Source organism: Fibrella musci (assembly GCF_041321105.1).
GTDB classification, from domain to species: domain Bacteria; phylum Bacteroidota; class Bacteroidia; order Cytophagales; family Spirosomataceae; genus Fibrella; species Fibrella musci.
Genome location: NZ_JBGGWD010000007.1, coordinates 447,411 through 473,824, shown reverse-complemented (window position 1 = coordinate 473,824; position 26,414 = coordinate 447,411). Strand labels below are relative to the sequence as shown.

Sequence of the window (26,414 nt, the reverse complement as noted above, 5' to 3'; positions counted from 1 at the left end):
TATACATATTTTTAGTCTTCGGGCTACTTGCAGCCTGTCATAAGCTCGAAAAGAAAAAGACGTTTCGATCTTTCGACGGAGATAGTATAAGTCAAATCACGAAAGTGAAATTTATAGAAATGAAGCATGATTTTGGCTTAATTAGCGACAAAGACACTGTTCGAAAAGCCTTCGTCTTTAAAAATGAAGGTGTTAATGACCTAGTAATTTCAAGTATAACAGTGCATTGTGGATGCACTGTTGTTGACGAGCCACATTCTAAAATCAGGCCAAATTCGATAGATTCAATTAGCGTAAGCTTTAATCCAAAAGGGACAGTTGGGGAGCAGGTTAGAACAGTAGATGTAGAAATGAATACAGACCCACCGCTGCATCAATTGAGTATAAAAAGTGTTGTTCAGAAAGCGCATCATTAGCGAGATTATGAATGTAGCTTTTCGGCCAATACATAATTAATTACCGATACGCTTTCGCTTCGCGGATAACGAACTTGTACTCGGCTACGTCGAGGGCTTTTTTGTAATACGCTTTGGCTTGGGTGGGATTGCCGGCCCGGGCGGCAATGCGGGCCAGTCCGGCGTAGGCAAGGCCGTGTTCTTCCTGCGTGAAAGCAATGTTGACCGGCTGTTTCAGTGCGGCCTGATAGGACCGACCCGCTTCGGCATCGTTCTTCTCGGCTTTCTCGGCCAAGAGCCCCTCAAATGTATGGATGGCGGCGGGCAACAGCTTGTGCTGCATGGTCTTGAGCCGCTTCAGGGCCGCCTCGGCTTCGGAGTATCTGCCCGCCAGCAGCAGCGCCTCTACGTACCTGAGCAGGAAGATGGGGTTCTTGGGGTAGTGATCGACCAGGTAATCCAAATGCTCGACGGCCTTGGGAAAATTGGTCTCGTGTTTCACGTAGATGTGGGCCAGATACAGGTTGGCTTCGGGGCGGGTGAACAGGGCCCGTTTGGCGGCTGTTTCCATCTGGCGCAGGCCCAGGTTGATGTCGCCGTCCTTGAAGAAGACCATAAAGGGCTTCACCACGGGGTGGTCGATGGGGTAGCGTTCGACGTAGTAGTTGTAGAGTCCCGTTGAGAAGTAAAACTCGACGTTCTTATCCATCAGCTGGAAGCCGTCTTTCATGTACACATAGGCCTTCCGCGACTCGCCAACAGCTTTCAGGCTTTCGTTGTCGAAGTTGTGTTTCATGGCCATATAGCCGTGAGCGGTCAGGCCAAGAAAGATGGCTTCGGGGTCGTTCTCATTTTTGGCGATCAGTTGCTCTACACCCTTGATGGCGGCATCGACCTGTTGCACATACTGGTTCGTCACCGTTCGGCTCTCGCTGATAGGCAGGTTCTGCCAGTACAGAATCAGCGCCCGCAGCACTGGCACCACGGGGCTTTGCGGGTAGCGGGTCTGAAGCTGCCGCAGGTACGTTCCTGCCTCGGCAAATTCGTAATTATAGGCGTTATCGAGTACTTTGGTGACGGTTTGCTGCGCGGCGGGGTCGTTCAGGATCTGAGCAGGCGCAAAAAATGGGGCAAGCAGGAGAAGAAAAAGCAGCGGCAGGTGTTTCATAAGTAAGTTTGACAGCCGAGGTTTGGCCTGTACGGCTGGCTTGCGCCCTGATCCCATGTTCATCGGTTACCACCGAATACCAAACCCCAACCGTCAAACTTACTTTTGTGATGAAACGTTTATTATGATTCGATACGATCAGTTTGTACTGGATAATGGCCTGCGGGTATTTGTGCACGAAGATGCCAGCACGCCAATGGCCGCCGTCAATATTTTATACAATGTCGGCTCGCGCGACGAAGACCCCGAGCGCACCGGTTTTGCCCACCTGTTTGAGCACCTGATGTTTGGTGGCTCGCGGCACATTCCCACCTACGACGAACCCCTGCAACGGGTTGGTGGTGAAAACAACGCCTTCACCAGCGCCGACATCACCAATTATTACATCACGCTCCCCTCGGCTAATCTCGAAACGGCCTTCTGGCTTGAATCGGACCGGATGTTGAGCCTGTCGTTCGATCAGCAGGTGCTCGACGTGCAGCAGAAAGTGGTCATCGAGGAGTTCAATCAGCGCTACCTCAACCAGCCTTACGGCGATGTCTGGCTGAAAATGCGCCCCCTGGCCTACCAACAGCACCCCTACCGCTGGGCTACGATCGGCAAAGACATCAGCCATATTGAAAACGCCGTGCTCGACGACGTGAAGGCCTTTTTCTTCAAGTACTACGTACCCAACAACGCCATTCTGGTGGTGGCGGGCAACGTGACTACTGAGCAGGTAAAACAACTCTGCAAAAAGTGGTTCGAGCCGATCCCGGCGGGTAAGGAATACATCCGTAACCTGCCCGCCGAGCCCGCCCAATCGGAAGCGCGTTTCCTGGAAACCACCGCCGACGTGCCGCTCAACGCGCTCTATAAAGCCTACCATATGCCGGGCCGGTTTGCTGCCGATTTTCAGACGGCCGATCTGCTCAGCGACGTGCTGGGGCGCAGTAAATCGTCGCGGCTGTACCGCAAGCTGCTGAAGGAAGAAGCTATTTTTAGCAACGTGGGTGCCTACATCACGGCCTCGCTCGACCCCGGCCTGCTACTGGTGCAGGGGAACCTCAACGAAGGCGTAACGCTCGAAGAAGCCGATGCTGCCGTGCAGAACGTACTTCAGGAATTGATCGACAGCAACGTACCTGACGAGGAACTGATGAAGGTGAAAAATCAGGCTGAATCGACGATGGCGTTTTCGGAGGTAGAATTGCTGAACCGGGCCATGAACCTCGCCTTTGCCGCTAACGCGGGCGATCCGGAATGGGTCAATCAGGAGGCTGACAAGATTCAGGCTGTCACGGCCGATGGCCTTCGGTCGATGGCCCAGCAGATTCTGCGACCCGAAAACAGCTCGACGCTCTACTACCGCCGCGCCTGAGCCAAGGCCCGCCCTTTGTATGGTCGTAAAGGCCCTACGAAGGGCGGGCATACCACTGGATAATCCCTTACGGGAGTGGAGCCGGATTGTGACTAGTTTACTTAACTAATCGCTTGATTCGTAGTCACAATGCTAACCCATCCGTAAGTTTATGCCTCGTCTGTATTTAGCTTTTTGTCTCTTCTTTTTCCTAGGATTGGCTAGTGCACCGGTGGCGGCCAAACCCCGCGTTACCCAGCTGCTCAGCAATACCTACACCACCGCGCAGGCGGGTGTCTGGAACAACACGACTACCTGGGTAGGGGGGCACGTACCGGCGCTTAACGACCTGGTCGTTATCAACCATGTCATCACGATCGAAGCCAATCGGGTTGAGCAGGCGTTTGCTGTTCGATACGGCACTGGCGGGCGGCTGTTGTTTGGCGCCGACGCACAACTGCGGCTCGGCTCTGACCCCTGCACCCCCATCACCGCCGACCCGGTTACCATCCTGACAAGCGGTACGTGGCGGATCAACGAACACCGCTCCAATTTTGGTAACGTGCTGAACTACTATAAACGCGGTGCGCCCAACAATACGATCAATTTTGATAACTCGTATTATATCACGTTCAACGCCAACGGCACGGGTACGAACACCAATACGGGCACGCCCGCCTCGTTTACGTGGTCATTTCAGGACCCCGAGCGGACTAAGATCATTTTTGAACAGCAGACGGTCTACACGTTTTGGGAGAACATCGTCTTCGCGCCTGGTTCGCTGGCCTTTACCGAATATTCGACCAATAACAATTTTACGTACCTGGCGCAGATCAGGCGGGGCTTACCGTGAGGGGTACGTGGTCGTGCCGGAATGGCCGTATGTTTGTGGCCATTCTGCTATTGACTGGTTATGAAAATACGCGTTGGACAGGGCTACGATGTCCATAAATTAGTAGCGGGGCACCCCTTCTGGCTGGGGGGCATCCAGATTCCGCATACGCACGGCGCCTACGGGCATTCCGATGCCGACATTATCTGTCATGTGATCTGCGACGCGCTGCTGGGGGCGGCCAACATGCGGAATATTGGCTATCATTTTTCCGACAAAGACCCGCGCTGGAAAGGCGTCGACAGCAAAGAACTGCTGGCCGAGGTGATGCGGATGATTCGGGCCGAGGGTTGGGAAGTCGGCAACGTCGATGTGACGGTGGTGTTGCAGGAACCCAAGCTGAACCCGCACATTCCGGCCATGAAAACCTGCCTCGCCAAGGTGATGAACGTACCTGAAGCCGATGTCGCCATCAAAGCCACGACCTCCGAGCACATGGGCTTCGTCGGTCGGCAGGAAGGCATCGCCGGTTTCTGCGTGGCGTTGATTGAGAAGCAATAAAGGCGTTCAATGTCCAAGGTCCAACGTTTAACGTTGCTTCGCGCTTAACCTTCGTAAGCGTGAACTAACGTTAAACGTTGGACCTTGGACATTGAACGCCTTTACTTCTGCCCGTATTTGGTTTTGAACTTGTTATACAGGCGCTTGTGCTTGTCATCGAGATTCACCTGACGGCCCTGGATGAAAGCCTGTTCCACCACGTTGGTGCGCATGTCCAGAATGTCGCCTTTCGAGACCACGATGGTCGCCTGTTTGCCTTTTTCCAACGTACCTACGAGCTGATCGATACCCAGGATTTTGGCGGTGTTGGCCGTTACCATCTTCAGCGCCTCTTCACGGTCAGACACCCCGAAGCCGACTGCTGTACCGGCCAGAAACGGCAGGTTCCGCGTGCGCCACCACTCTTCGCCGTAGCTGAGGCCCACCAGCACGCCCGCTTTTTGCAGAATCCCCGGCATTCGGTAGGGGAGATCAACGGCTTCGTCTTGCCGGTTGGGCAGGCGGTGCAGCGCGCTTAGCAGCACAGGTACGTTGTTTTCTTTCAAGAACGACGCGGCTTTGTCGGCCTCTTCGCCACCGATGATCACCACCTTGGGAACGCCCGCCGCTTTGGCGAACCGCACGGCCTCGATGATGTCTTTGGCGTAATCGGCACGCACATACAGGTTCTGGGTGCCGTTGAACAGGCCCCGCATTGCCTCGAAACGCAGATTTACCGGCGCGGGAGCGGGCGTCGTTTCGGCGTAGGCTTTCGCTTCGGCAAACGTGGCCTGCAACGATCGCAGTGTTTCGTCGCGCTTGTCGTTTTTCTTGATAGAGGCTTCAAACGTCTCGAAGTCGAAGTTGCGGGCGTAATAGCCGGGCCAGTTGAGCCACAGCCCGTCGTCTTTTTTCAGGACGGCATCTTCCCAGTTCCAGCCGTCGGTGTGCATAATCGACGACGAGCCCGATACGGTACCCCCCAGCGGCATGGCTTGTGTGATGAGGATGCCGTTGTTGCGGATCGTCGGGATTACTTCCGAATCGGTATCGTAAGCGATCAGCGCCCGCACGTTGGGGTTCAGCACGCCAATCTCGCGCGAGTCGACGGTGGCCCGCACCGACGCAATTTCCTGCAACCCCACCAGCGACGAGGGCGAGATCAGGCCGGGGTAAACGTGTTTGCCCGCCACGTCGATCACCTGATATTGATCAGTGTTGAGGCGCACGGTCGTGGCGTCGCCCACGCCCTGAATCACGCCTTTGTCAAAGGTGATGTAGCCGTTCGGGATGACCTGCCCCGTGCCGGTATGGATGGTGCCGCCCAGCAGCGCGATGGGCCGCTCCTGCGGCCGCGCCGGGGCGGGGTTTTGTGCCAGCGCGCCCGTAAGCGCCGCCAGCGACAATATGGTTGTGAGAATGTGTTTCATAGTGTTGCCGTAGAGACGCATTCCTATGCGTCTCACTACCGGATGGTTTTAACTAGTCTGACCTTGCCTAAGGCTTATGTAAAGGAGGCGAACAGGCTGTTGCTTACGCGTGGGAGACGCATTCCCATGCGTCTCTACTTCTCTTCGCCTTCGGCCATGATGCCTTCAATGTCTTCGCAATGCCACATCCGCTGGCGGCGCATGGTGGGGCGCTGGGCTGTCTGGCCACCGGCTTTCGCCTGAATCATCTTCTGGATCAGACGGGCGCGTTCGCGGTGCATCTGCTCCTGAGTCTGCTCATCGGCGGTGCGGCTGTAATACACGGCGCCGTCGATGATCGTCAGGTCGGGGCGGGCGTAGATCGATAGCGGGTGGGCGTTCCAGAGCACCAGATCGGCGTCTTTACCGGCCCGGATACTGCCCATATGGCTGTCCAGATGGAGCAGTTTGGCCGGGTTCAGCGTCACCATCTTCCAGGCATCTTCTTCCGGAATACCACCATACTCGACCGTCTTGGCTGCTTCCTGATTCAGGCGGCGGGCCATCTCGGCGTCGTCGGAGTTGATCGAGACCAGTACCCCTTCACGGCTCATCAGCGCGGCGTTGTACGGAATGGCGTCTTTCACCTCCATCTTATAGGCCCACCAGTCAGAGAAGGTCGAGCCGCCGACGCCGTGCTTCGCCATTTTGTCGGCCACTTTGTACCCTTCCAGAATGTGCGTAAACGTGTTCACTTTGAAACCCAGCGAGTCGGCCACTTTCATCAACATATTGATCTCCGACTGCACGTAGCTATGGCAGGTGATGAAGCGTTTCTTGGCCAGAATCTCGGCCAGCGCATCGAGTTCGATGTCGCGACGGGGCGGCGCCAACGTACCTGCGGAAACGGCTCCTTTTTTCTTCCCGGCTTTACCCTGCGTCGTGTTCTGTGCGTTGTAATCGGCCCAGGCTTTGGCGTATTCTTTGGCCCGCATGAAGTGGTCCATATAGACCTGCTCAACGCCCATCCGCGTTTGCGGGAACCGCACCCGGTTGGCGTCGCCCCAGTTGGCCTGCTTCACGTTCTCGCCGAGGGCAAATTTGATAAACCCGTCGGCCCCTTTGATGAGCATGTTGTCGGCCGTTTCGCCCCATTTCAGCTTCACCAGCGCCGACTGCCCGCCGATGGCATTAGCCGAGCCGTGTAGCAGTTGCGACGACGTAACGCCACCCGCCAGCTGCCGGTAAATGTTGATATCTTCCGGGTTCAGCGCGTCCATCATCCGCACCTCGGCCGTGCTCGACTGCGAGCCTTCATTGATCGAAAACAGGGCGATGTGCGAGTGTTCGTCGATGATACCGTTGGTCAGGTGTTTGCCCGTGCCATCCACAACCGACACGCCCGATGGAGCCGTAAGGCCGCGACCTACCTGCGCGATTTTGCCATTCTGTACCAGCACGTCGGCGTTGGTCAGGATACCGGCTGCCTCGTTGGTCCAGACCGTCACGTTGCGGAACAGCATGGGCTGCGGCTGCGGGCGCTGGGCGGTACCCATCCCGACAAACGGATACAGCATACCGCCAAGCTCGGGTTTCTTTTTGGTGGCCGTATCGGCTTTGGCCAGGCTGGCACTGTAGGGTTTGCTCAGCGTAGCCGACCAGGTGATGCGCTTGCCATCGGGTTGTTCGCCTTCCCCTTTGTACGAGGTGCCATCGCGGTAGCCCGTCAGGCGGGTCAGGGCGGTGGGCTGGCGTTTGTCAAGCGCTACCCGCATCGAGATCAGGTTGAAATCGACGGATACGGTCGGCGTGAGCTTGGTCGTATCGTTCTGGGTAATCTGGTACTCCGGTTTGTCGGGGTTGGTGCCCGATACGATCAGCTTCAGGTTAGCCTGGCCCGGCGTGGTGGTGTTCTCAAGCTTGAGATCGTACGTACCCCGCAGGTCGGCTACGTTGCGGTTGGTCACCACGTACTGCTTGCCGCGAATCCAGTTTTCGTAAATGACGTTGTCGGCGGCAAACAGGTTGCCCGACGTGATCAGGAAGTTGGCCACCTTGCCGACTGCCAACGTACCCAGCAGGTCGTCGGCCTTAATGAGGCGGGCCGGGCCGGTCGTCAGGGCTTCGAGTGCCTGTTGTTCGGTGAGCCCGTTTTCGATCGCCTTGCGTATGTTGGCCATAAAATCGGCCCGGTTTTTCAGGCCCGCGCTCGTCAGTACAAACGGAATCCCCGCCTGCGTCAGCATGGCCGCGTTGGCGGGTGCCATCTCCCAGTGTTTCATTTCGGCCAGTGATACGTTGTCTGCATCCCAGGGATCTTCTACGTCGAAAGCCGTTGGGTACGTTACCGGCACAATCAGCGTGGCCCCGGTGGCTTTCACCTCGTCGATCCGCTGGTATTCGTCGCCGGCGCCCCGGATGATGAACTGCATGCCGAATTCGTCGCCGATACGATCGGCCCGAACAATGCCCATTTTATCGCCTGCTTCGAAGAACGAAGGCACCCCGGCCATCCGGTTGAAGGCATCCAATGAGAGGTTCATCTGGCCTTTGTTCCCGCCATTTTTGTACCACTGCGCATCGTAGAGCGCCTGCCGCAGCAAGGCTACCGACCCCATGATCGAGTTGGGGTAATTCTGGCCCGACGAGCCCCGGCTGAACGAGAAGTGCTGGCTCAGACCATTGCGCAGTACCAACGCATTTTCGCGTTCGTCGGCCAGTGTCACGAGCGTTCCATTACCCCGGGCAATGCCGTCGTGGGCGTGGGTCAGCACGGCACCAAAGCCCACCTTGCGGTATTCGTCGGCTTTGGCGGTAACCGCCTTAAAAAGCTGACTCGCGTCGTTTTCAGGCTGGATGGCCTGGTTCCAGTAGTAAGGGCCTTTCTTGTTGGATTCGAGCTGTGGAGCACCAAAACCGCCGAAGCCACCGCCGGTGGGCCGTTTCACCTCGGGCATGCCGTAGTCAGAATCGAGGTCGATGAGGCCGGGGTAAATACGCCGCCCGGCCAGATTGGTGACCACTGCCCCTTTGGGTACGTTCACCGACGTACCGACGGCCTCAATGCGCCCATCACGTACGACAAGCGTGGCGTTCTGGAGGGTGGTTTTGGGGTCTACCACGATGGTAGCGTTGGTAAAGGCAAATAGGTTGGCGCGTTCGTCGCGAACACCGTTCTGGGGGAAAGTCGTCTGCGACAGCGTTTGTGCCATTGTCTGCGAGTGACTTACCTGTACCAACCCAATTGCCACAAGAAGCGACAATAGTTGTTTTTGCATGAAGTGGGTAAACTAAAGTAGCTCGTCGTTGAGCCATGAAAACGCAAATAAACAATTTATTAACAGTGCCCCTTCAGACAAAAGATACTATTGCCAGATCAATAGTTCGCGAAACAAAAACAGCCTGTTTATTCGGGAAATAATGCTATTAAACTATAGGTATAAAAGATGGTACACTTTTTGGTAGGCCCCGGCTCGGTTTCGTGAAAAAGGTCTGCTCAATCAAATTGAAAGCAAACCGATCGCGGCGGCTTTCGCAACTGTTGAATGACTTTTTAAGCGTGTAAGGGGTTGATAGCCAACAGCATTTTAGCCTGTATAGTATAGTGTAGGTTCAGATTTTGCAGATGTTATATACTGTAAGTTGATAATTTATAATAAAAATGGCCTCTAAGTTGACGGTATGTAGCTGGGTATATATAACCAGTTACCGCTAATACTGCACTAGTCGGCCATGAAAATCCATAAGGCTCATTCGTTATTCCCTCACCTATATGCCACCCATTCGCTGCTCATACTATGCTTTTTGTTTGGCCTGTTTCCCGTACTAACGCAGGCGCAAACCATTCGCGGTACTGTTTTCAGGGATTTCAATGCGGATGGCCTTTATACGCCCATTACCAATCCCGATAGCTATACGTATGGGGAGCCGGGGGTAGCTGGCGTCATCGTGACGGCCTACAGCGCCAACACCGCCACGGCCCCCATCTCGGCCACGACCAACGCCGCTGGTGCTTATACGCTGACGGTGGGCTCGACCAATCCGTACCGGGTGGAGTTTACTAATGTGGTGGCGGGCGATTTTGAGGGCTTTGCCGGTACCAATAGTCGCAGTAACATCCGGTTTGTTAATGGTGGCACGGCTGGTGTCAATCTGGGTATCAATTACCCTGCTCACTACAATGGCGATACAAACCCGTACCTCATTACTTCCTGCTACACCAATGGCGATCCCATAAGTTCGCCTAGTAGCGCCACTAGTAACCCGGCCAACGACCCCTGGCTGGTAGCCTGGCAATATGATGGAGCCGGGCAGGGCCGCAACGTGTATCTGTCGAAGGGAAGCATCGGGTCGACGTGGGGGCTTGCCTATAACCGGACGAATCAGCAGGTACTGGCGGCGGCTTTCATGAAACGGCACGCTGGCTTCGGCACGGGTGGACCGGGACAGATTTATGCCATCAATCTGTCGAACCCAACCAGCGCCTCTACGACAGTTACGCCTTTCGTGAACCTGAAAACCGATCTGAACATCGAAGTCGGCACGGATCCGCGCCTGACCGACCCCCTTCCGACCGTTAAAACCACCCCCAACCACGATGCGGCTGCTTTCGATCTGGTTGGTAAAATGTCGTTGGGTGACATCAGCCTGTCGGATGATGACAAGACGCTGTGGGTCGTTAATCTCTACGACCAGGCACTGTATCAGCTGCCAATGGGTCCGAATGGGACCAAACCCACTACCTACACCAAACACACACTGCCCAATGCAGGCTGCGTCAGCGGCACATTGCGCCCCTTTGCTACCAAGTTTTACCGGGGAAAAATCTACGTTGGGGCCGTCTGCACAGGCGAATCGGGCGGAACGGCGTCCAGCCTGAAAGCCCTTGTTTACGCGCACGATCCGGCCGGGGCCGCCAGTACCTTCACGCAGGTGTTGAGCTTCCCGCTGAGCTACACACGCGGATATGCCTCCTCGCGCGGCACAAACTCGGGTACCGGTCCTGCCGTAGCTCCTGCCGCCTGGCAACCTTGGATCAGCAGCTGGACGTCCATTCCGGCGAACCTGACCAGAACGGCTTACGATCAGACAGTATACCCGCAGCCAGTGCTGTCGGATATCGAATTTGACAGCAATGGTGAAATGGTCTTGGGCCTCTTCGACCGGTTTAGCCACCAGACTGGCAACGCCAACTATTCACCCATCACGTCATCAACCGCTGTGTATGAAGCGGCCTCGGCGGGCGATCTGCTACGGGCAGGCCGGCAGGCAAACGGCACGTACCTGATCGAGAATAATGCCACGGTAACCAACGTACCTGCCAACAATGGCATTGCCGTGACGACATCGTCGTCGGCCGTTAACCAGTCTATCCCGCAGGGGCCGGGTGGCGGTGAGTTTTACTGGCAGGATATGTATCAGCTAAGCGAATCACCCACGTCGACAACAGCCACGGGCGGGCACCAGGAAATTACCGTGGGCGGGCTGGCCCTGCTGCCCGAACGCGGCCAAACCGTGGTGACGGTGTATGATCCGGCCGCTGCTTTCCGGGCCGCCGGTGCGCGCTATTTCAATAACCATACGGGAAAAACAGACTTCGAATACCAGGTATTGGCTCAGGATGGTGGCCTGACGTTTGCGCAGCGGGCAGCTACCTTCGGGAAGGCCGCGAGTCTGGGCGATATGGAGCTAGTCAGCAAACAGTCGCCGGTTCAGATCGGGAACCGGGTCTGGATCGACAGTAACGACAATGGCGTGCAGGATGCCGGCGAACCACCGTTGTCGGGTGTTGCGGTTACGTTGAAAGGGCCGGGCTTGCCCAGCAACGGGGTGAGCGTCGTGACCAATACCGACGGGGAATATTACTTCTCGAGCGGTCCGGGAAGCACGACGGTGGGCTACCTGTACAGCCTGACCGGCCTGACGCAGGGGGGGAGTTATACGATGTCGTTCCCGACGAGCCTCAGCGCCAACGCGTATGGCATTAGCCGCAAACCCAACGCTGCCAGTGGTGCGCAGGCCGATGCGATCGACACCGATGCCGACAGCAATGGGCAGATCAGCTTCACGCTGGGCGGGGCGGGCGAGAACAACTTTTCGTTCGATGTGGGTTTCGTGCCGGTGGCTTCGTTGGGCGACTATACCTTCGTCGATACAAACCACAATGGCGTGCAGGATGCCAACGATACCCCTCTGGCGGGGGTAACAGTTGTGCTGTACAACAACGGAGCGGCCATCGCTACCACCACAACCGACGCCAGCGGCCTGTATAGCTTTACCGGGCTGGCGGCTCTTAGCTCGTATAGCTATTCGGTTGGCTTCACGACGCCCGCCGGGTACGTTATCACCGGCAGTAATGCTGGCGACGATGCCCTGGACTCCGACGCCGACCCCATCACGGGACGTACCCAGAGTGTAACGCTGGCGGCGGGTCAGAACGATACGTCGTTGGATGCCGGCTTCTACATCCCGTTTGCATCGCTGGGCGACTATGTGTTTGAGGACGTCAACCGGGATGGCATTCAGGATAGCGGTGATCTGCCGATTGCCAATGTGGTGGTAACGCTGTTGCAGGGCGGAACGGTAGTGCAAACGACTCGTACAGACGCCAACGGTCTCTATTATTTTGCTGGTCTCCTGCCCGGTCAGCCGTATTCGGTGAGTTTTACGACGCCGGCGGGGTTTGAAGGGGCAACTTCAGCGACGGTGGGTACCAATCGGGCGATCGATAGCGACCCCGTAAATGGCCTGACGGCGCCGATTACACTCACGGCTAGCGAGAATAATATCACGATCGATGCGGGCTTTGTTCGGCCATTGCCCATTCCTATCCTGACGCTCGCCAAAACCGTCAGCAACAAACGGCCTGAGCTAGGCTCCATCGTGACGTATACGCTGACGGTGAGTAACCCGGGGCCTGGTCTGGCGGCGGCCGGGACCATCCTGCGCGATTCGCTCATCAGTGGCATTGCCCTGGTGCCCGGCTCCGTAGTTACCTCGTTTGGTTCGGCCACAGCCAGCGCACCCGGCCTGTTGTGGGACCTGTCGAGCCTGCCCGCCTCTGCTACGGTCACCATGACCTATCAGGCCAGCCTGACGGCCGAAGGGGTGCTGTTCAACTATGCAACTATTCCGGGGTCAAGCACGACGTCGGTTTGCCTCACGGTGCCCATTCATCTGTGCGCCGGTGTGCCGTTTGAGTTCGAACTGTCGGCTCCGGCCAGCTTCTCGGCTTACCAGTGGAGCCGCAACGGGCAACCCATTCCGGGGGCTACCAGCGCCACCCTCAGCGTGACGGCGGCAGGCGAATACAGCGTAGCGGCGATCAACTCGGGCGGGTGTTCTGATGGCTCCTGCTGCCCGTTCGTGATCGTCGAAGATCCATTGCCCAGCCTCTCGGCCGTGACGCAGTCGGCACGTTGCGTAGGAACGACACCGCAAAATGACGCCGCCATAACGCTGGTCAGCAGCAATAGCGCCGCCGTTACTTACAATGTCAGCCTGGGTAGTAGTTTCACGGCCACCGTACCGTTGTTCAGTTCGCCACAACCGTTATCGGCCGTGGTGGGTGGTATACTGGTCGCGAATCAACCCAACCCGGCCACCCCCACCGACTATACGGTTCGCGTGTATTCAGCGAACGGCTGCTTTACCGATACCGTCGTTACCCTGCAACCAACGGTCTGTGCCTGTCCACCACCGCGCTGCGCGCCGATTGTCGTACGAAAAACCAAAACGGGTGGCGTAGCCGTGCGGCCATAGCCATAAGTTCGTAAACGGTAGTTAGAACAGGCGGGCGATCCAGTGACTGGATTGCCCGCTTTGGTGTGTAGGCAGTAACTTTCCGTCAAAAAAAAGCTATATGCGACGATCGTTGCCGCTACTCGTTAGCCTGCTGCTGATTCAACTGTTTTCCGGAGCGCAGGCGCAAATGATAAACCAGACCACGAAAGACTGGATCCAACTATCGGGCGACCCGGTTCCGTTGACGAGCGGAGTAATTTCCAGCTTCAACCATTACAATAAACAACTGCTGGGTACGTCTTACGAAGACAGCACCTTTCAGGCAGGTAATATCCGGTTTTATGGCAAGGTCCCCGGCACCCGCCTTGACTCGCTGATTGGGGTACCGGTGCGGCATGATCTGTTGACCCAGCAACTCGAAATTCTGGCCGGCCCCAACAACATTCGGGTGGCACAGGCTCCGCAGGTGCGGCAGTTTACGATCAATAACCGCAAGCTACAGGCAGCTACATATTACGTCAACGTCCGCGAGTTTCGGGGCGAAGCCGACGTGCTGCTGGGCTTTTTTGAAGTGCTGACCACGGGCCGGGCCACGCTGCTGCGGTATCCGTCGGCCATTATCCGCAAGAGCGATTACAACGTGGCGCTTAGTGTTGGCAACAAAGACGATGCGCTGGAGCTGAAGCAGGCCTGGTACGTGGCGAAGGGACCCAAAGCCGTTTTGTTTACGCCTGGTAAACGAGGCATCCTCAGTCTGTTTGCCGACAAAGAAGCCGAGATGACAACGTACCTGAAAACGCAAAAACCCGACCTGAAAAGTCGGGCGGGGCTAACGGCTACCGTGGCCTATTACAATTCGTTATAATGTACAATGAATAATGAATGTACAATGAATAATGTACGATGTACAATGAATAATGTACAATGCACAATGGTCCTGTTCCAAAGTGGGCTTGCGCCAGCGGTACGTGACAGCCCCATTGTACATTATTCATTGTACATCGTACATTATTTACTCTGATCTAATTCCTCTTCGAAATTTCGTCGCGGATTTTGGCAGCGCGTTCGTATTCTTCGTTGCCAAGGGCTTCGTCGAGCATGCGTTGCAGCTCATCGACGGTCATGTCTTTCAACTGCTCACCAAACGCGCGGGGTGAACGGCTCGACGCGCGCACCAGCTCTTCCTGGTCCTCATCTTCCTCTTCCGACGTAGCCGTGATGCCCGCTTCTGACAGGATCGACTCGTAGGTGTAGATCGACACGCCAAACCGGATACCGATGGCGATGGCATCCGACGGGCGGGCGTCGACGACCGTTTCTTGAACGCCGTCTGAGCAAACGATGCGTGCGAAGAAAATGCCTTCCCGCAGGTCGGAGATAACGATTTCGCGAACCGTGAAGCCGAAATTTTTGGCGAATTGCTTGAAGAGATCGTGTGTCATTGGCCGGTTGGGCACAATTTTCTCGATCTCGATGGCGATGGCCTGCGCTTCAAACATACCGATGATGATGGGCAAGCGACGATTGCCATATTCTTCACCCAGTACCAATGCAAACGAACCCGACTGCGACTGGCTGGGCGACAAGCCTAATATTTCTAATTTAATCTTTTCCACGTCGCAAAATTAACCGTTGTGACGTTCGTTTGTTCACGGTAGAATAAGAAGTTCAGGGTTCAACGCCCAAGGTTCAACGGTTTAGGTTTGCAAGCCCGCCTAATTACGTTGAACCTTGGGCGTTGAACCTTGAACTTCTTATTTCACCTTCACCAGCAGCGTCACAATGTTGGCTGTCAGGCCGGTACTGCGGAGGTAATGGCCGTAGCGCAGTTCAAGCGACTGCCAGGGCCGGATACCCAACACACCGCCGGGGGGAGCCATGCGAATGCCCGTGCCGACAAATTGCGTGGAAATGTTGCCGATATCGTAGTCGCTGGTATGATACAGCAACTTCGGATCATGCTGCCCGTAAGGCCGGAAATAGTTGACCGCCGTTTGCGTATGAAACCGGTAAAACGGACTGATCGACAGGAAGGCCGTGAGTTTAATAGGCACTTCCACATTCGCCGTATGCGCCACCATGCCCCAATCATCGACGTAGAACCGGTAGAATGTGCGCAAAATGGCGTGGTCGCCCTGAAAATAATTGGCCCGGATACTTACCGGGAATTTCAACCGGGTGCCAGGCAGCCGTTCGGTCGTAACGGTGCCGTCGGTGAAATAAACGCGGTGAAACGGCGTGCTGAGTAATCCCTGCTGAAACGACGGCTCGAACGTACCCAGCACCTGCAACCGCTTGTTAATCACCTGCGACACCGACAGCGCCAGATTGAACGTCTGCCGGGGTTTGCTGTCGACCCGCGTCCGGTCGCTGTGGGAGCCGGAACCGTAGTACGAGGGGCGCAGTTCGGCGGGCAGAATAGCGTCGTAGGTGTCGAGAAAGGCGCTGGCGCGCACACTCACTTCCCGGTTGCGGTCGGCCGAGAGCTTGGCAAACTGCGCCGTAAACCCGTGCGACCGGTAATCGTATTCCGTCGAATACGCATAGCTGAAGCCCTTCGTCACGCGGGTGGTTGGATTGAACACCCGCCACGAGACCGACGGGTAAATGTGCACATCGCTACGCGAAGCTCCCGAAAAAACGGGGTCGATGTTATCCGACGAGGCCGAGGTATAATAGTCGATGTTGGCGTCGATATTCAGGTAATGCTGCCGCCCTTTCCGGTCCACGGCCGACAACGTCAGGTCGAATGAGTTGGCAACGTCGGTCAGTTTCTCGGTGCCAATACCGCCCGTGATGGCGGAGTTGTTGCCGTCCTGATGGTAGTAGCTCGACACAAAATTGATTTCTTCCAGCTTCAACCCGCGGCTTTCATACGGAGCCGTTGTGGGCGTGGTTTTCGTGGCGGGAGTAGCCCGGCGCGGTGCTGCGCCGTTGGCCGGGCCAATGCTGTTCTCGTAATAAATGGGACCGCCAGAGCGGGTGGTGTCGCGTTTGACCTGCGCCCAGCCCGTGGTGAGGGCCAGCAGGGTAGCTACGGTGAGTACGACTTTTTTCATGGTAGGTTGTCAGGTACGTCGTAATGGGCTAGTTGCAGCCGCAGCCCCCGCTACTTTTGCCGCCGCTGGCACCCGAAGGCCCTTCCCGGTAGAGATAGAAACTGCTCTCGAACTTCTCTGATTTGCGGTTAGCGAGTTCCATTTCCGAGTCGTTGAGGCGGTTTTTCTGGTATTCTTTCACCGTAACGCAACTGGTGGCCGTGAGCGAAAGCGCCGCGCCGAACCCGAGCGCAAGCAGTCTGTTTGTGTTCCTGTTCATGCGGTTAGTCTGATATTTTTTGACGTAAACAGCCGGTCGTGATCGTCGATCACAATGCAGCCGATGTTGGGCAGTTGGTCGATCAGGTGCAGCCCAACCTGCGGGCCCATCACCATAATGGGCGTAGCCAGTGCGTCGGCCAGTTCGGCATTGGGCGCAATGATGGTTACGCTTTTCAGGCCCGTCACCGGGTAGCCCGTGCGCGGATCGATGGTGTGGCTGTACCGTTTGCCGCCGATAAGCACGTATTTCTCGTAATCGCCCGACGTAGCCACGGCATAACCGCTGATGCTGAGTCGGGAAAAGGCCGTCTGCCGCGCATTGGGGTCAGCGATGCCGATGGTCCACGGTTGGCCGTTGGGTTGGGTGCCCCAGGCGGTAAGGTCGCCCGATGCATTCACCACCCCCGACTGAACACCTAGCTGTTGCATCACGTACCTGGCGCGCTCGGCGGCATACCCTTTACCAATACCCCCGAAGCCGATGCGCATACCCGATTCGACCAGCATGACGCTCTGCTCCGCCGCATCGAGCCGTACTTTGCGGTAGTCGATGAGTTGCACCGACTGACGTACCTGTTCGGGGTCGGGCAGGGCATCCATCGTTGTGTCGAAGTTCCAGAGCCGTTTATCGATGCCGCCATAGGTAATGTCAAACGCGCCCTGCGTCAGGCTCGACAGCTTCAGCGACCGCTCGATCAGCGCAAACACCTCGGCATCGACCACCACCGGCGCAATCCCGGCCATCGCGTTGATCTGATTGGTTTGGCTATCAGGCCGGAACGTCGTGAGCAGCGCTTCAATGCGGCTTACCTCGGCAATGGCCGCATCAATGGCGGCTTCTGCGCTGGCGCGCCCGTCAGGTACGTTGTCGGTTACGGCGCTGAACTCGAATCGGTTGCCCATGAGCCGCAGCACTTTTTTGTGCAGCCGCCCGGCCGAATCAGTGAGCAGTGGGGGCAGCGTCGATGTCATTGACGAGGGATTGCAGCGTCAGCGAAGCCGGATAGCCCGACCAGTTGCGTAGGACCTTGCCATCGGCATCGAGCAGCACCGTCAGCGGAAACTGACCGTCGGGGTTATAGCGTTCAGCCAGACTCTCGTTGTGGGCGGTTTGCTCGGGACTGAGTTGGTTTTTCTTCGCCCGTGGGAAATCGGCCCGGAGCAAAACCAAGTGTTTGTCGGCATAGGTCGTGAACGCCTCCGATTCGTAAATCTCTTTTTTCAGCTTGATGCAGGGCCCGCACCAGTCGGAACCCGAGAAATAGAGCAGAATCAGTTTGTGGCCCGCTTTGGCGTCGACCTTTGCCTGCTCCATGTTGGTTTGCCACAGCGGGGCGAAGCGCGGCGCTGTCAGCAGGTTCAGAAAAAGCGTGAGTGCAAGTACGGTTTTCATGGTTGGTTAGCTGTATACCACCAGCGTTTTGCCGTCGGTAAGGGTTTTATAAGCGGTAATGCCCCGGCCCGCCAAGCTATTTTTCGCAGACCCGTCGAGGTTGAAACGCGCACCGTGTGCTGTGCAGTAAAACTCCGTACTGTTGAGAATAACCTGCCGCTTGGGTTCGTGGCTACAGGTTTGCGTGACGGCCGCGAAAGCCGTCGATGAAATCCGGCCCACGGTGATCCCGCTGCGTTGGATATAACCACCCACTCGCGACAGCGCCGACTCGTTGGCTAGTGTCAGGGTGAGTAGCGGGTTTTTGACGCCCAGAATATCCGATGTGCTGCCCGTGGCGCTCACCGGCGTCGCTACGGTGGTGCTTGTGCCACCCCCCACGGCTTGCCCATCCTTGGTCAGGGTTAATGCATCCACGTAGGTGTCTTCCTCGTGAACGCAGGAGGTAAGAATGGCCATCAGCGCCGCCCCCCGAAACCCCATGTTTTTAAGAAACGTATATCGATTCATACTTACCAGGTTTGTAATCAATTATACGTAGGAAAAGGGTAGGGTGTTGCAGGGATTAGGTACTAAATAAAAAGGCCACCGCTACGAGCGGTGGCCTTTTCGTTCAAACCTTATAGGCCTAGGCGGCCCCGTTCAAAACCTATAAGGTTTAGAAAAATAGCCTTACAACGCCTGTACTGCTTTGGTCAGGCGGGGCAGCACCTCGAACACATCGCCCACGATACCGTAGTCGGCCGATTTGAAGAATGGCGCTTCGGGATCTTTGTTGATCACCACAATCACCTTCGATGAGTTGACGCCCGCCAGGTGCTGAATGGCTCCAGAGATACCCGCCGCGATGTACAGATTGGGGCTGACTTTGATGCCCGTTTGGCCCACGTGCTCGTGGTGAGGACGCCAGTCGAGGTCAGAAACAGGCTTCGAGCAGGCCGTAGCGGCGTGCAGAGCCTTAGCCAGATCTTCCACGATGCCCCAGTTTTCGGGCCCTTTCAGACCGCGCCCGGCCGATACCACCAGGTCGGCTTCGGGCAGCAGAATGTCGCCCGTTGCTTTTTCGGTGTTGGTTACTTTCAGCACGAAGTCGCCGTCATTCAGGGTGGGGGAGAAGGCCTCCACCTGCGCCGAAGCCTCGGTTTCTTCGGGCGTGATCGTGTTCTTCTTGATTGCCAGGATTTTTACGTCGGCTTTCAATTCGTTGAACGCAAATGCTTTACCCGTATAAATACTCGTTTTTACGCGGAAGCCATTGCTCAGATCGGGCAGGTCGATCACGTTGGGCGCCAGGCCCGCTTTGAGCTTACCAGCCAGCCGGGCGGCCATGGCATCGCCCAGCGACGACTTGGCCAGCACCACGACCTTCGCGCCTTCCTGTTGTGCGGCGGCGGCCACCACCGAAGCGTAGGCCATGCCGTTCACTTCGTTCAGCTTGTTGTCGGCAGCGTGCAGCACCTTGGTGGCACCAAAGCGGCCCGCCGTGGCGAGTTCGCCCTGATCGGCCGCGCCGATCACGACGGCCGTTGCCGACGTACCCAGCATGCCGGCTACTTTTGATCCGTAAAAAATGGCCTCCTGTGAGGACTTCTTGAGCTTCCCTTCGTCGAGCTCAGCAAAGATTAAGACAGACATATGTTTTCTTGAGAGTAGGTGTAGGAATGGATAATGTACAATGCACAATGTATAATGCACAGTAAGTTGGGATTCGTTAGGTACGTTCCCAAGCGAAGCCATTGTGCATTATACATCGTGCATTGTACATTATTCATTCAGTTTAGATCACTTTCGCTTCGGTGCGCAGGAGCTGGATGAGCTTCTCGGCCTCGTCGGCGGGAATCATCTTAACGGCACCGCGCGGTGCGGGTAGTTCGTAGCTGGCCACGGCGGTGAGCGAGTCGGTTCCGGCGGGCTGCACCACTTTCAGCGGCTTGGTCCGGGCAGTCATGATGCCGCGCATGTTCGGGATTTTCCATTCGGCGATGGGCTCCTGACAGCCGAGTACCAGCGGCAATTGCGCTTCGATGTCTTCCTTACCCCCTTCAATTTCGCGGGTCATCTTGGCGGTGCTACCGTCTACGTCGAGCCGCATAACGGGCGAAATCGACGGGATGCCCAGCATTTCACCCACGATGCCGTGTACCTGACCGCCGTTGTAGTCGATCGATTCACGACCCATCAGAATGAGGTCATATTGCGTTTCTTTGGCGGCAGCGGCAATCTGTTCGGCCACAAAATAGGCGTCGGTCGGCTCGGCGTTGACCCGGATGGCGTCGTCGGCCCCGATGGCGAGACACTTGCGGATGACCGGCTCGGCATCGGCTTCCCCTACGTTGAACACCGTCACGGAAGCGCCCAGCTTCTCTTTCAACTCGACGGCCCGCGCCAGCGCGTAGTCGTCGTAGGGCCCGGTGATAAACTGCACCCCCGCCTTGTTGAACTTCGTGTTATTATCAGTGAAAGTAATTTTGGTCGTCGTGTCGGGCACGCTCGTCACGCACACTAAGATTTTCATGCGGATTCTGGTTTTTTGTGTTGAGGTGATGGGAACCGCAGCGGCGGACCGTGCGGATGACGTAGATTTTTGGGATGATCGCGGATTTTAGATGACTATGATCAATTCATTCGACTCATTTACGCCGTCCTAATCCCGGAAATTCACGTCATCTGCGGGCCAATTCACCTTTTGACTCGGCGAAATTAAACAGGTCTTTCAAATAATAGTATGCATGCATACTAATTTTTTAACAATTATGAATCAGGATCGGATCCAACAACTCCTTCAATTTGTACAGGAAGAACCCGGCGAACCCTTTAATGTTTACGCCCTGGGTATGGAATACCTGGCCGAGAACCCGGCGCAGGCCCAGCACTATTTCGAGCGGCTACTGACCGATCACCCGCAGTATCTGCCCACCTACTACCACGCTGCCCAACTCTACGTCGAGCTGGGCAACCGCTCCAAAGCCGCCGAGCTCTACGATTTCGGTCTGATGCTGGCCAAACAGCAAGGCGACCAGAAAACCTTCGACGAGCTCAACCGTGCCTACCGCAACTTCCAGGATGAAGAAGAGGAGTTGTAAAGAGTGAACGAGCGAAAGCGTGAAAGCGGCTGACGCTAACTAAATAGATGCGTCAGCCGCTTTCACGCTTTCGCTCGTTCACTCTTTAACTTCGCCCGCATGAAGATCACACGCATTACTCTTTACCAATACAATATCCCGCTGAAAGCGCCCATTGCCATTTCGCTGGGCATCATCGACGCGGCGCGGAACCTGCTGGTGCAGATCGACACCGACGAAGGCCTGACTGGCTGGGGCGAAGGCTCGCCGTTCTGGATGATCGTGGGCGAAACGCAGGCGTCGGGCTGGGCGGCGGCGGCTGACCTGTCGCGGCTGCTGCTGGGGCGCGATCCGCTCGATCTGGAAGGTTGTTTGCAGTCGATGCTGCGGTATCTGCCCGGCCACCCCACCACGCGCTCGGCCTTTGACATGGCACTGTACGATCTGGCCGCCAAACGGGCTAACATGCCTCTCTATCAGTTTCTGGGTGGCAGCAATCGCCCGCTCGTTACCGACGAAACCATCTACATCAACGACCCCGACCGCATGGCCGACGATGCCCGCCGCATTGCCGCCAACGGTGCCGAAGCCATCAAAATCAAAGTGGGCACCACTGCTCAGGCCGACCTCGACCGGCTGGCCTCCATCCGGCAGGTGATTCCCTACGAACTGCCCATTCGCCTCGACGCCAATCAGGGTTGGGACGTACCCACGGCCCGTACCGTGTTGCAGGCCGTCGGCGACTGGAACGTGCAATACTGTGAGCAACCCCTGCGCCGCACCGATGTGGCGGGACTTCGTCACCTGCGGCAGCGCGTCAACGTACCCATCATGGCCGACGAAGCCGTTTTCGACGCTACCGACGCGCTGCGGCTCGTGCGCGAAGAGGCCGTCGATTACCTCAATATCAAGCTCTCGAAAAGCGGCGGTATCTGGGAGGCGTTGAAGATCAATGCCATTGCCGAGGCGGCGGGTATGGCCTGCATGATTGGCTGTATGTCGGAGTCGCGACTGGCGCTCACGGCGAAAGCGCATGTTGCGGCCGCCCGCCAGAACATCCGTTTCTGCGATCTCGACGCCTGTTTCGAACACGCCGAAGACCCGGTGCAGGGCGGTATCATGTACAACGGCTACCAGATCACGATCCCCGACGTACCTGGCATCGGTGCCGACGTCAACCCGGCGTTTCTGGCAAACTGTGTAAAGAGCGAAATCGAATTATGAATTAGGAAATAGGCAATATGAAATAAAGAAGTGTGCGTTGCGAATGACGAACTGGTAGCGCTAATTCATAACGCACATTCCTTCGTTCATAAGCCTGCGTACCCATGCCCATCTCCATCACCACCACCCAAACCGACGACGATCTGCGGGGCTTGCTGGCCTTGCAACAGCGCAATCAGGTACGTAACGTGCCGCCCGAATTGCAGCAACAACAGGGCTTCGTAACGCTTGTCTACTCCTTTGAGCAGATGAAACGGATGCATGAGGCCGCCCCCAGCGTGATTGCTAAAGACGGCGATGAGGTGGTAGGCTACGCCATCACGGCCGTGCCTCAGGTACGTCCCTTTGTGCCGGAACTGGGTACGTTGTTCGACCTGATCGATAGCCTCGACTACGAGGGTAAGCCATTGGGTACGTACCCGTATTATGTGGTGGGGCAGGTGTGCGTTGCCAGCGGCTACCGGGGGCAAGGCCTTTTCGACGCCATGTATGCTCACCACAAAACGCTCTATCAGGCTCAGTTCCGGCTGTTTATCACCGACATTTCGGCGCGTAACGCCCGCTCATTGCGCGCTCACGAACGCGTAGGCTTCCGCTCCATCCATACCTTCCACGAACCCGCCGCTAATGAAATTTGGCACGTCGTGGTGTGGGACTGGCATCATTGAGTGAATGCGCGATTGGGTGAATGAGTGAAGGGGGCTGACGCGTCTATTATGCCCATGTCAGTCTTTTCGCTCATTCACCCAATCGCGCATTCACTCAATACCCTCCTACGTATAATTCGTAATCGACTTTACGTATTGCGAAGGTGTTTGGCCGGTGACGGTGCGGAACTGCCGGTTGAAGTTGGACAGCGTACGGAAACCGCTCTCGTAGCAGATTTGGGAAATAGACAAATCGCTGTTGGTGAGTAGCTTACAGGCGTGGCCGATCCGTACTTCCGACACGAAGTCGACAAACGTTTTGTTGGTGCGCGTCTTGAAATAACGGCAAAAAGCCGAGGGCGTCAGGCCAGCCACGTCGGCCACATCTTCCAGTTTGATGGTGTCGTGAAAATGCGTGAGCACGTAGGTATGCACGGCCTGCATCCGCCGATACGCCAACGTCGAAGCGCTGTTTTCGTCGGTGTCGGCGGGCTTCATCGGGTTCACGTAATTGGCGTTCGTGATAAACTCCGTGTCGTTGGCGTGCGAGAGCGTGTCGAGCAGCGACAGAAACGACAATACCCGCCGGAAATTGGCCGGCTGTTTCAGAAGGGCCCGCATCGCGGCGGCGGTTTGATCGTGAGTCGCGCCCGACCAGCAGATACCCCGTCGGCTGTCGGTCAGGAGGCGCCGGAGCTGCACCATTTCGGGGTGGTTGAAAAAGTCGGCCCCGAGGCAGTCGTCAGTGAAATAAATAACCAATCCGCGCGTCAGCAGGCCCGACGATGGGTCGAAATAGGGCTGATCGCTGCGCCAGAGGTGGGGCAGATCCGGGCCCAGCATCACCAGGTCGCCGGGACCAAACGGGCGGATCGAATCACCAATAAATCGGGTGCCCGTGCCTTCCTCCACCAGAAAGAGCTGGTAGTGCGGGTGGAAGTGCCAGTTAGGGTCGAAATGAGATTCGACCAGCTCTTTCACGATAAATGAACCGATGGTCGATTCAAGATCTTTACGCAGGGCAGACTTCATATGCAGAGCAAGCTAAACGGTAACAAAAAGGCGAAAAACGGCTCGATTTAAGCGCAAATTAGCCGACTATGACGATCAAATTGGTGAGTAGCGGCGAAAATACAGTCAATATTAGCTAATCTGTACCTAACTGTCATCATCCTGAAGTAGTAGATTTGTGAAATCATTCCTTGAAAGAACAATACTTTCAGGAAAACACATTCGCTATGAATCAGCTCGGCATGAACCTCTTCATCTGGACAATGACGATGGACGAGGACCTCTCCGATACGCTGGCGTTTCTGGCCGATACCGGCTTTGATTTCGTCGAAATGCCCGTTGGCACCACTCCCGGTGCATCACCCGATCTGGCCAAATGGCAACGGCTGGGACAGCAGGCCGCCCGTTTGGGGCTGGGCGTGCAAACCTGCTCGCTGCTGCCGCCCGACCTCTGCCTCATTAGCCCCGATGCGGCCACGCGCCGGGCGGGGATAACGTACCTGAAACAGGTTGTCGATTGCTCGGTGGCAGCCGGGTCGCGTATCCTGATGGGGCCGTTGTTTGCCGGGTTCAAGGCGTTTGCCGGTCGGCCCGCCACAGCCGACGAATGGGCGTGGTCGGTCGAGAGCATGCGGGCGGTTGCCGAACACGCGCACGAACAGGGCGTGACCCTGGCTATCGAATCGTTGAACCGCTTTGAGACGTACCTGCTCACCTGCGCGGCTGATACCCGCCGCTACATCGAGGCCGTTGACCACCCCGCCTGCCGGGCTGCGTTCGACACGTTTCACGCCAACATTGAGGAAAAGAGCGTAAGCGCGGCCATCCACACGCTGGCGCCCTATCTGGTTCACGTGCAGCTCTCCGAAAACGACCGCTCGACACCGGGACAGGGACAGATCGACTTCAAGACGGTGCTGGGTACGTTGGCTGACGTCGACTACGAAGGCCCGATTGCCATCGAAGCCTTTGGCCCGAACCCGCCCGAACTGGCTGCTGCCACGCATATCTTCCGCCCGATGTTTACCTCCCCCGAGCAACTGGCGCGGGATGGGTACGAATTCATTGTAGAGACGCAATCCCTTGCGTCTCAGCGCCGAGTGGTTTTCTAGGCGACAACAACACAATTCTGAACCTCTGTATCAAAAAGCCCTTTAGCGCTGAGACACAATCCCTTGCGTCTCTACTCTACAGTACATTATGAAAATCAATATCGCCATTGTAGGCCTCGGATTTGGGGCCGAATTCATTCCCATTTATCAACGGCACCCCAACGCCAACATGTACGCAATCTGCCAGCGTAACGTCGAGAATCTCAATAAAATCGGCGATATGTATAGTATCGAAAAGCGGTACAGCGATTACGACGAACTCCTGGCCGACCCCAACGTCGACGCGGTGCACATCAACTCGCCCATTCCCAACCACGCCGAACAAAGCCTGAAAGCCTTGCGGGCGGGCAAACACGTGGCCTGCACGGTGCCGATGGCAACGACCGTGGAGGAGTGCCTGGAAATTGTGAAAACCACGCGCGAAACGGGCAAAAAATACATGATGATGGAGACCGTCGTGTATGCCCGTGAGTTTCTGTTCGTGAAAGAATTGTATGAAAAAGGCGAGCTCGGGAAGGTACAGTTTCTGAAGGCCTCGCATCAGCAGGACATGGACGGTTGGCCCGACTATTGGCCCGGCCTGCCCCCGATGCACTACGCCACGCACTGCGTTGGGCCGGTGGCTGGGTTGTTGCGCCTCGAAGCCGAATACGTATCGTGTTTTGGGTCGGGCACCATCCGCCCCGAACTGGCGGCCATTCATAACTCGCCGTTTGCGGTGGAATCGGCGCATATCAAGTTTAAAGACAGCGATTTGTCGGCCTACGTCTACCGGTCGCTGTTCGACGTGGCGCGGCAGTACCGCGAAAGCTTTGAGGTGTATGGCGACAAGAAGTCGTTTGAGTGGCCGCTGATCGAAGACGAGCAGCCGGTGATTCATACGGCCAAAAAGCCCGAGCCGGAAATCCCCGAACACGTAACCGTGCCCGACTACGCGCACCTGCTGCCTGAAGCCATTCAACGCTTCACGACCAAAGGTGTTTACGATGCCGATGAGTCGCAGCACCTGTCGTTTACGCAAGGTGGTGGCCACGGTGGCTCACACCCGCACATGGTCCACGAGTTTCTGACGGCCCTCGTGGAAGACCGCGACCCGTTCCCTAACGCGGCCCAATCGGCCAACTGGACGAGCGTGGGAATTCTGGCACACCAGTCGGCGCTGAAAGGCGGCGAACTGATTCGCCTGCCCGATTTTAATGCATAACCAGCCGCCGGGTCG

Annotated in this window: 23 protein-coding genes; 11 read left to right on the top strand and 12 right to left on the bottom strand. The window is 56.6% G+C overall.

Features of this window, described 5'->3' with window-relative positions; genetic code table 11:
* Positions 1–104 precede the first annotated feature (104 nt).
* Positions 105–416 carry a DUF1573 domain-containing protein gene (locus tag ACAW74_RS24005; RefSeq protein ID WP_370700791.1) on the top strand — a complete coding sequence of 104 codons (312 nt, stop codon included), beginning with the start codon at positions 105–107 and terminating at the stop codon, positions 414–416.
* Positions 417–456: 40 nt separating this feature from the next.
* Here ACAW74_RS24005 and ACAW74_RS24000 read toward each other — a convergent pair whose 3' ends face one another.
* Positions 457–1,563: a tetratricopeptide repeat protein gene (locus ACAW74_RS24000; protein ID WP_370700790.1), complete on the bottom strand. Its 1,107-nt coding sequence runs from the start codon at positions 1,561–1,563 to the stop codon at positions 457–459.
* Positions 1,564–1,687: 124 nt separating this feature from the next.
* Here ACAW74_RS24000 and ACAW74_RS23995 point away from each other — a divergent pair, with 124 nt between their 5' ends.
* The 3 genes from ACAW74_RS23995 to ispF all read left to right on the top strand — a co-directional run bounded on the left by ACAW74_RS23995 (position 1,688) and on the right by ispF (position 4,295).
* A complete protein-coding gene (locus ACAW74_RS23995; protein WP_370700789.1) occupies positions 1,688–2,923 on the top strand; it encodes a M16 family metallopeptidase in 1,236 nt (411 codons plus the stop codon).
* Between the two features lie 151 nt (positions 2,924–3,074).
* Entirely contained in the window at positions 3,075–3,755 is a 681-nt protein-coding gene (locus ACAW74_RS23990; protein WP_370700788.1) for a hypothetical protein, read from the top strand.
* 60 nt (positions 3,756–3,815) lie between these two features.
* The gene (ispF, locus tag ACAW74_RS23985; protein WP_370700787.1) at positions 3,816–4,295 is read left to right on the top strand and encodes a 2-C-methyl-D-erythritol 2,4-cyclodiphosphate synthase; all 480 of its coding nucleotides are present in this window, start codon (positions 3,816–3,818) and stop codon (positions 4,293–4,295) included.
* 101 nt (positions 4,296–4,396) lie between these two features.
* Here ispF and ACAW74_RS23980 read toward each other — a convergent pair whose 3' ends face one another.
* Positions 4,397–5,704 carry an amidohydrolase family protein gene (locus ACAW74_RS23980; RefSeq protein ID WP_370700786.1) on the bottom strand — a complete coding sequence of 436 codons (1,308 nt, stop codon included), beginning with the start codon at positions 5,702–5,704 and terminating at the stop codon, positions 4,397–4,399.
* 134 nt (positions 5,705–5,838) lie between these two features.
* Positions 5,839–8,961 (bottom strand): amidohydrolase family protein, encoded by a 3,123-nt coding sequence (locus ACAW74_RS23975; RefSeq protein ID WP_370700785.1) that lies wholly within the window; start codon positions 8,959–8,961, stop codon positions 5,839–5,841.
* Positions 8,962–9,415: 454 nt separating this feature from the next.
* On the opposite strand from ACAW74_RS23975, the gene ACAW74_RS23970 reads away from it, so the two are divergent.
* Together ACAW74_RS23970 and ACAW74_RS23965 are read left to right on the top strand one after the other, a co-directional pair.
* Positions 9,416–13,444 carry an SdrD B-like domain-containing protein gene (locus tag ACAW74_RS23970; RefSeq protein ID WP_370700784.1) on the top strand — a complete coding sequence of 1,343 codons (4,029 nt, stop codon included), beginning with the start codon at positions 9,416–9,418 and terminating at the stop codon, positions 13,442–13,444.
* A 100-nt stretch (positions 13,445–13,544) separates the two neighbouring features.
* On the top strand, positions 13,545–14,291 hold the full coding sequence (locus ACAW74_RS23965) for a hypothetical protein (protein ID WP_370700783.1): 747 nt from the start codon (positions 13,545–13,547) through the stop codon (positions 14,289–14,291).
* 157 nt (positions 14,292–14,448) lie between these two features.
* On the opposite strand, the gene ACAW74_RS23960 is transcribed toward ACAW74_RS23965, so the two are convergent.
* From ACAW74_RS23960 to ACAW74_RS23925, 8 genes are all read right to left on the bottom strand, one after another.
* Entirely contained in the window at positions 14,449–15,042 is a 594-nt protein-coding gene (locus tag ACAW74_RS23960) for a bifunctional nuclease family protein (protein ID WP_041257691.1), read from the bottom strand.
* A 138-nt stretch (positions 15,043–15,180) separates the two neighbouring features.
* Positions 15,181–16,485, bottom strand: coding sequence for a DUF3570 domain-containing protein (locus ACAW74_RS23955; RefSeq protein WP_370700782.1), 1,305 nt, complete (start codon positions 16,483–16,485; stop codon positions 15,181–15,183).
* 28 nt (positions 16,486–16,513) lie between these two features.
* Complete coding sequence (locus ACAW74_RS23950) at positions 16,514–16,744, bottom strand: DUF4266 domain-containing protein (RefSeq protein WP_370700781.1); 231 nt, start codon at positions 16,742–16,744, stop codon at positions 16,514–16,516.
* Entirely contained in the window at positions 16,741–17,718 is a 978-nt protein-coding gene (locus tag ACAW74_RS23945) for an FAD:protein FMN transferase (protein ID WP_370700780.1), read from the bottom strand. Before ACAW74_RS23945 ends, ACAW74_RS23950 begins: the two co-directional genes overlap by 4 nt.
* Complete coding sequence (locus ACAW74_RS23940; RefSeq protein ID WP_370700779.1) at positions 17,687–18,139, bottom strand: thioredoxin family protein; 453 nt, start codon at positions 18,137–18,139, stop codon at positions 17,687–17,689. Before ACAW74_RS23940 ends, ACAW74_RS23945 begins: the two co-directional genes overlap by 32 nt.
* Positions 18,140–18,145: 6 nt before the next feature.
* Positions 18,146–18,649: a Rieske (2Fe-2S) protein gene (locus ACAW74_RS23935; protein ID WP_370700778.1), complete on the bottom strand. Its 504-nt coding sequence runs from the start codon at positions 18,647–18,649 to the stop codon at positions 18,146–18,148.
* A 162-nt stretch (positions 18,650–18,811) separates the two neighbouring features.
* On the bottom strand, positions 18,812–19,774 hold the full coding sequence (locus ACAW74_RS23930) for an electron transfer flavoprotein subunit alpha/FixB family protein (protein WP_370700777.1): 963 nt from the start codon (positions 19,772–19,774) through the stop codon (positions 18,812–18,814).
* 142 nt (positions 19,775–19,916) lie between these two features.
* Positions 19,917–20,654, bottom strand: coding sequence for an electron transfer flavoprotein subunit beta/FixA family protein (locus ACAW74_RS23925; protein ID WP_370700776.1), 738 nt, complete (start codon positions 20,652–20,654; stop codon positions 19,917–19,919).
* A gap of 238 nt (positions 20,655–20,892) precedes the next feature.
* Between ACAW74_RS23925 and ACAW74_RS23920 the strand changes: the two genes are divergently transcribed.
* The 3 genes from ACAW74_RS23920 (at position 20,893) to ACAW74_RS23910 (ending at position 23,093) form a co-directional block, all read left to right on the top strand.
* On the top strand, positions 20,893–21,222 hold the full coding sequence (locus ACAW74_RS23920) for a tetratricopeptide repeat protein (RefSeq protein ID WP_370700775.1): 330 nt from the start codon (positions 20,893–20,895) through the stop codon (positions 21,220–21,222).
* 99 nt (positions 21,223–21,321) lie between these two features.
* Complete coding sequence (locus ACAW74_RS23915; RefSeq protein ID WP_370700774.1) at positions 21,322–22,425, top strand: mandelate racemase/muconate lactonizing enzyme family protein; 1,104 nt, start codon at positions 21,322–21,324, stop codon at positions 22,423–22,425.
* Between the two features lie 104 nt (positions 22,426–22,529).
* Positions 22,530–23,093: a GNAT family N-acetyltransferase gene (locus tag ACAW74_RS23910; RefSeq protein WP_370700773.1), complete on the top strand. Its 564-nt coding sequence runs from the start codon at positions 22,530–22,532 to the stop codon at positions 23,091–23,093.
* Positions 23,094–23,198: 105 nt separating this feature from the next.
* On the opposite strand, the gene ACAW74_RS23905 is transcribed toward ACAW74_RS23910, so the two are convergent.
* Complete coding sequence (locus ACAW74_RS23905) at positions 23,199–24,104, bottom strand: AraC family transcriptional regulator (protein ID WP_370700772.1); 906 nt, start codon at positions 24,102–24,104, stop codon at positions 23,199–23,201.
* 206 nt (positions 24,105–24,310) lie between these two features.
* On the opposite strand from ACAW74_RS23905, the gene ACAW74_RS23900 reads away from it, so the two are divergent.
* On the top strand, positions 24,311–25,195 hold the full coding sequence (locus tag ACAW74_RS23900; protein ID WP_370700771.1) for a sugar phosphate isomerase/epimerase family protein: 885 nt from the start codon (positions 24,311–24,313) through the stop codon (positions 25,193–25,195).
* A gap of 88 nt (positions 25,196–25,283) precedes the next feature.
* On the top strand, positions 25,284–26,399 hold the full coding sequence (locus ACAW74_RS23895; RefSeq protein WP_370700770.1) for a Gfo/Idh/MocA family protein: 1,116 nt from the start codon (positions 25,284–25,286) through the stop codon (positions 26,397–26,399).
* Positions 26,400–26,414 lie beyond the last annotated feature (15 nt).

Coding starts and splice junctions, on each gene's coding strand:
- ACAW74_RS24000 (WP_370700790.1), bottom strand. CDS start 1,563: ATGAAACACCTGCCGCTGCTTTTTCTTCTCCTGCTTGCCCCATTTTTT.
- ACAW74_RS23995 (WP_370700789.1), top strand. CDS start 1,688: ATGATTCGATACGATCAGTTTGTACTGGATAATGGCCTGCGGGTATTT.
- ACAW74_RS23990 (WP_370700788.1), top strand. CDS start 3,075: ATGCCTCGTCTGTATTTAGCTTTTTGTCTCTTCTTTTTCCTAGGATTG.
- ispF (WP_370700787.1), top strand. CDS start 3,816: ATGAAAATACGCGTTGGACAGGGCTACGATGTCCATAAATTAGTAGCG.
- ACAW74_RS23980 (WP_370700786.1), bottom strand. CDS start 5,704: ATGAAACACATTCTCACAACCATATTGTCGCTGGCGGCGCTTACGGGC.
- ACAW74_RS23975 (WP_370700785.1), bottom strand. CDS start 8,961: ATGCAAAAACAACTATTGTCGCTTCTTGTGGCAATTGGGTTGGTACAG.
- ACAW74_RS23970 (WP_370700784.1), top strand. CDS start 9,416: ATGAAAATCCATAAGGCTCATTCGTTATTCCCTCACCTATATGCCACC.
- ACAW74_RS23965 (WP_370700783.1), top strand. CDS start 13,545: ATGCGACGATCGTTGCCGCTACTCGTTAGCCTGCTGCTGATTCAACTG.
- ACAW74_RS23955 (WP_370700782.1), bottom strand. CDS start 16,485: ATGAAAAAAGTCGTACTCACCGTAGCTACCCTGCTGGCCCTCACCACG.
- ACAW74_RS23950 (WP_370700781.1), bottom strand. CDS start 16,744: ATGAACAGGAACACAAACAGACTGCTTGCGCTCGGGTTCGGCGCGGCG.
- ACAW74_RS23945 (WP_370700780.1), bottom strand. CDS start 17,718: ATGACATCGACGCTGCCCCCACTGCTCACTGATTCGGCCGGGCGGCTG.
- ACAW74_RS23940 (WP_370700779.1), bottom strand. CDS start 18,139: ATGAAAACCGTACTTGCACTCACGCTTTTTCTGAACCTGCTGACAGCG.
- ACAW74_RS23935 (WP_370700778.1), bottom strand. CDS start 18,649: ATGAATCGATATACGTTTCTTAAAAACATGGGGTTTCGGGGGGCGGCG.
- ACAW74_RS23930 (WP_370700777.1), bottom strand. CDS start 19,774: ATGTCTGTCTTAATCTTTGCTGAGCTCGACGAAGGGAAGCTCAAGAAG.
- ACAW74_RS23925 (WP_370700776.1), bottom strand. CDS start 20,654: ATGAAAATCTTAGTGTGCGTGACGAGCGTGCCCGACACGACGACCAAA.
- ACAW74_RS23920 (WP_370700775.1), top strand. CDS start 20,893: ATGAATCAGGATCGGATCCAACAACTCCTTCAATTTGTACAGGAAGAA.
- ACAW74_RS23915 (WP_370700774.1), top strand. CDS start 21,322: ATGAAGATCACACGCATTACTCTTTACCAATACAATATCCCGCTGAAA.
- ACAW74_RS23910 (WP_370700773.1), top strand. CDS start 22,530: ATGCCCATCTCCATCACCACCACCCAAACCGACGACGATCTGCGGGGC.
- ACAW74_RS23905 (WP_370700772.1), bottom strand. CDS start 24,104: ATGAAGTCTGCCCTGCGTAAAGATCTTGAATCGACCATCGGTTCATTT.
- ACAW74_RS23900 (WP_370700771.1), top strand. CDS start 24,311: ATGAATCAGCTCGGCATGAACCTCTTCATCTGGACAATGACGATGGAC.
- ACAW74_RS23895 (WP_370700770.1), top strand. CDS start 25,284: ATGAAAATCAATATCGCCATTGTAGGCCTCGGATTTGGGGCCGAATTC.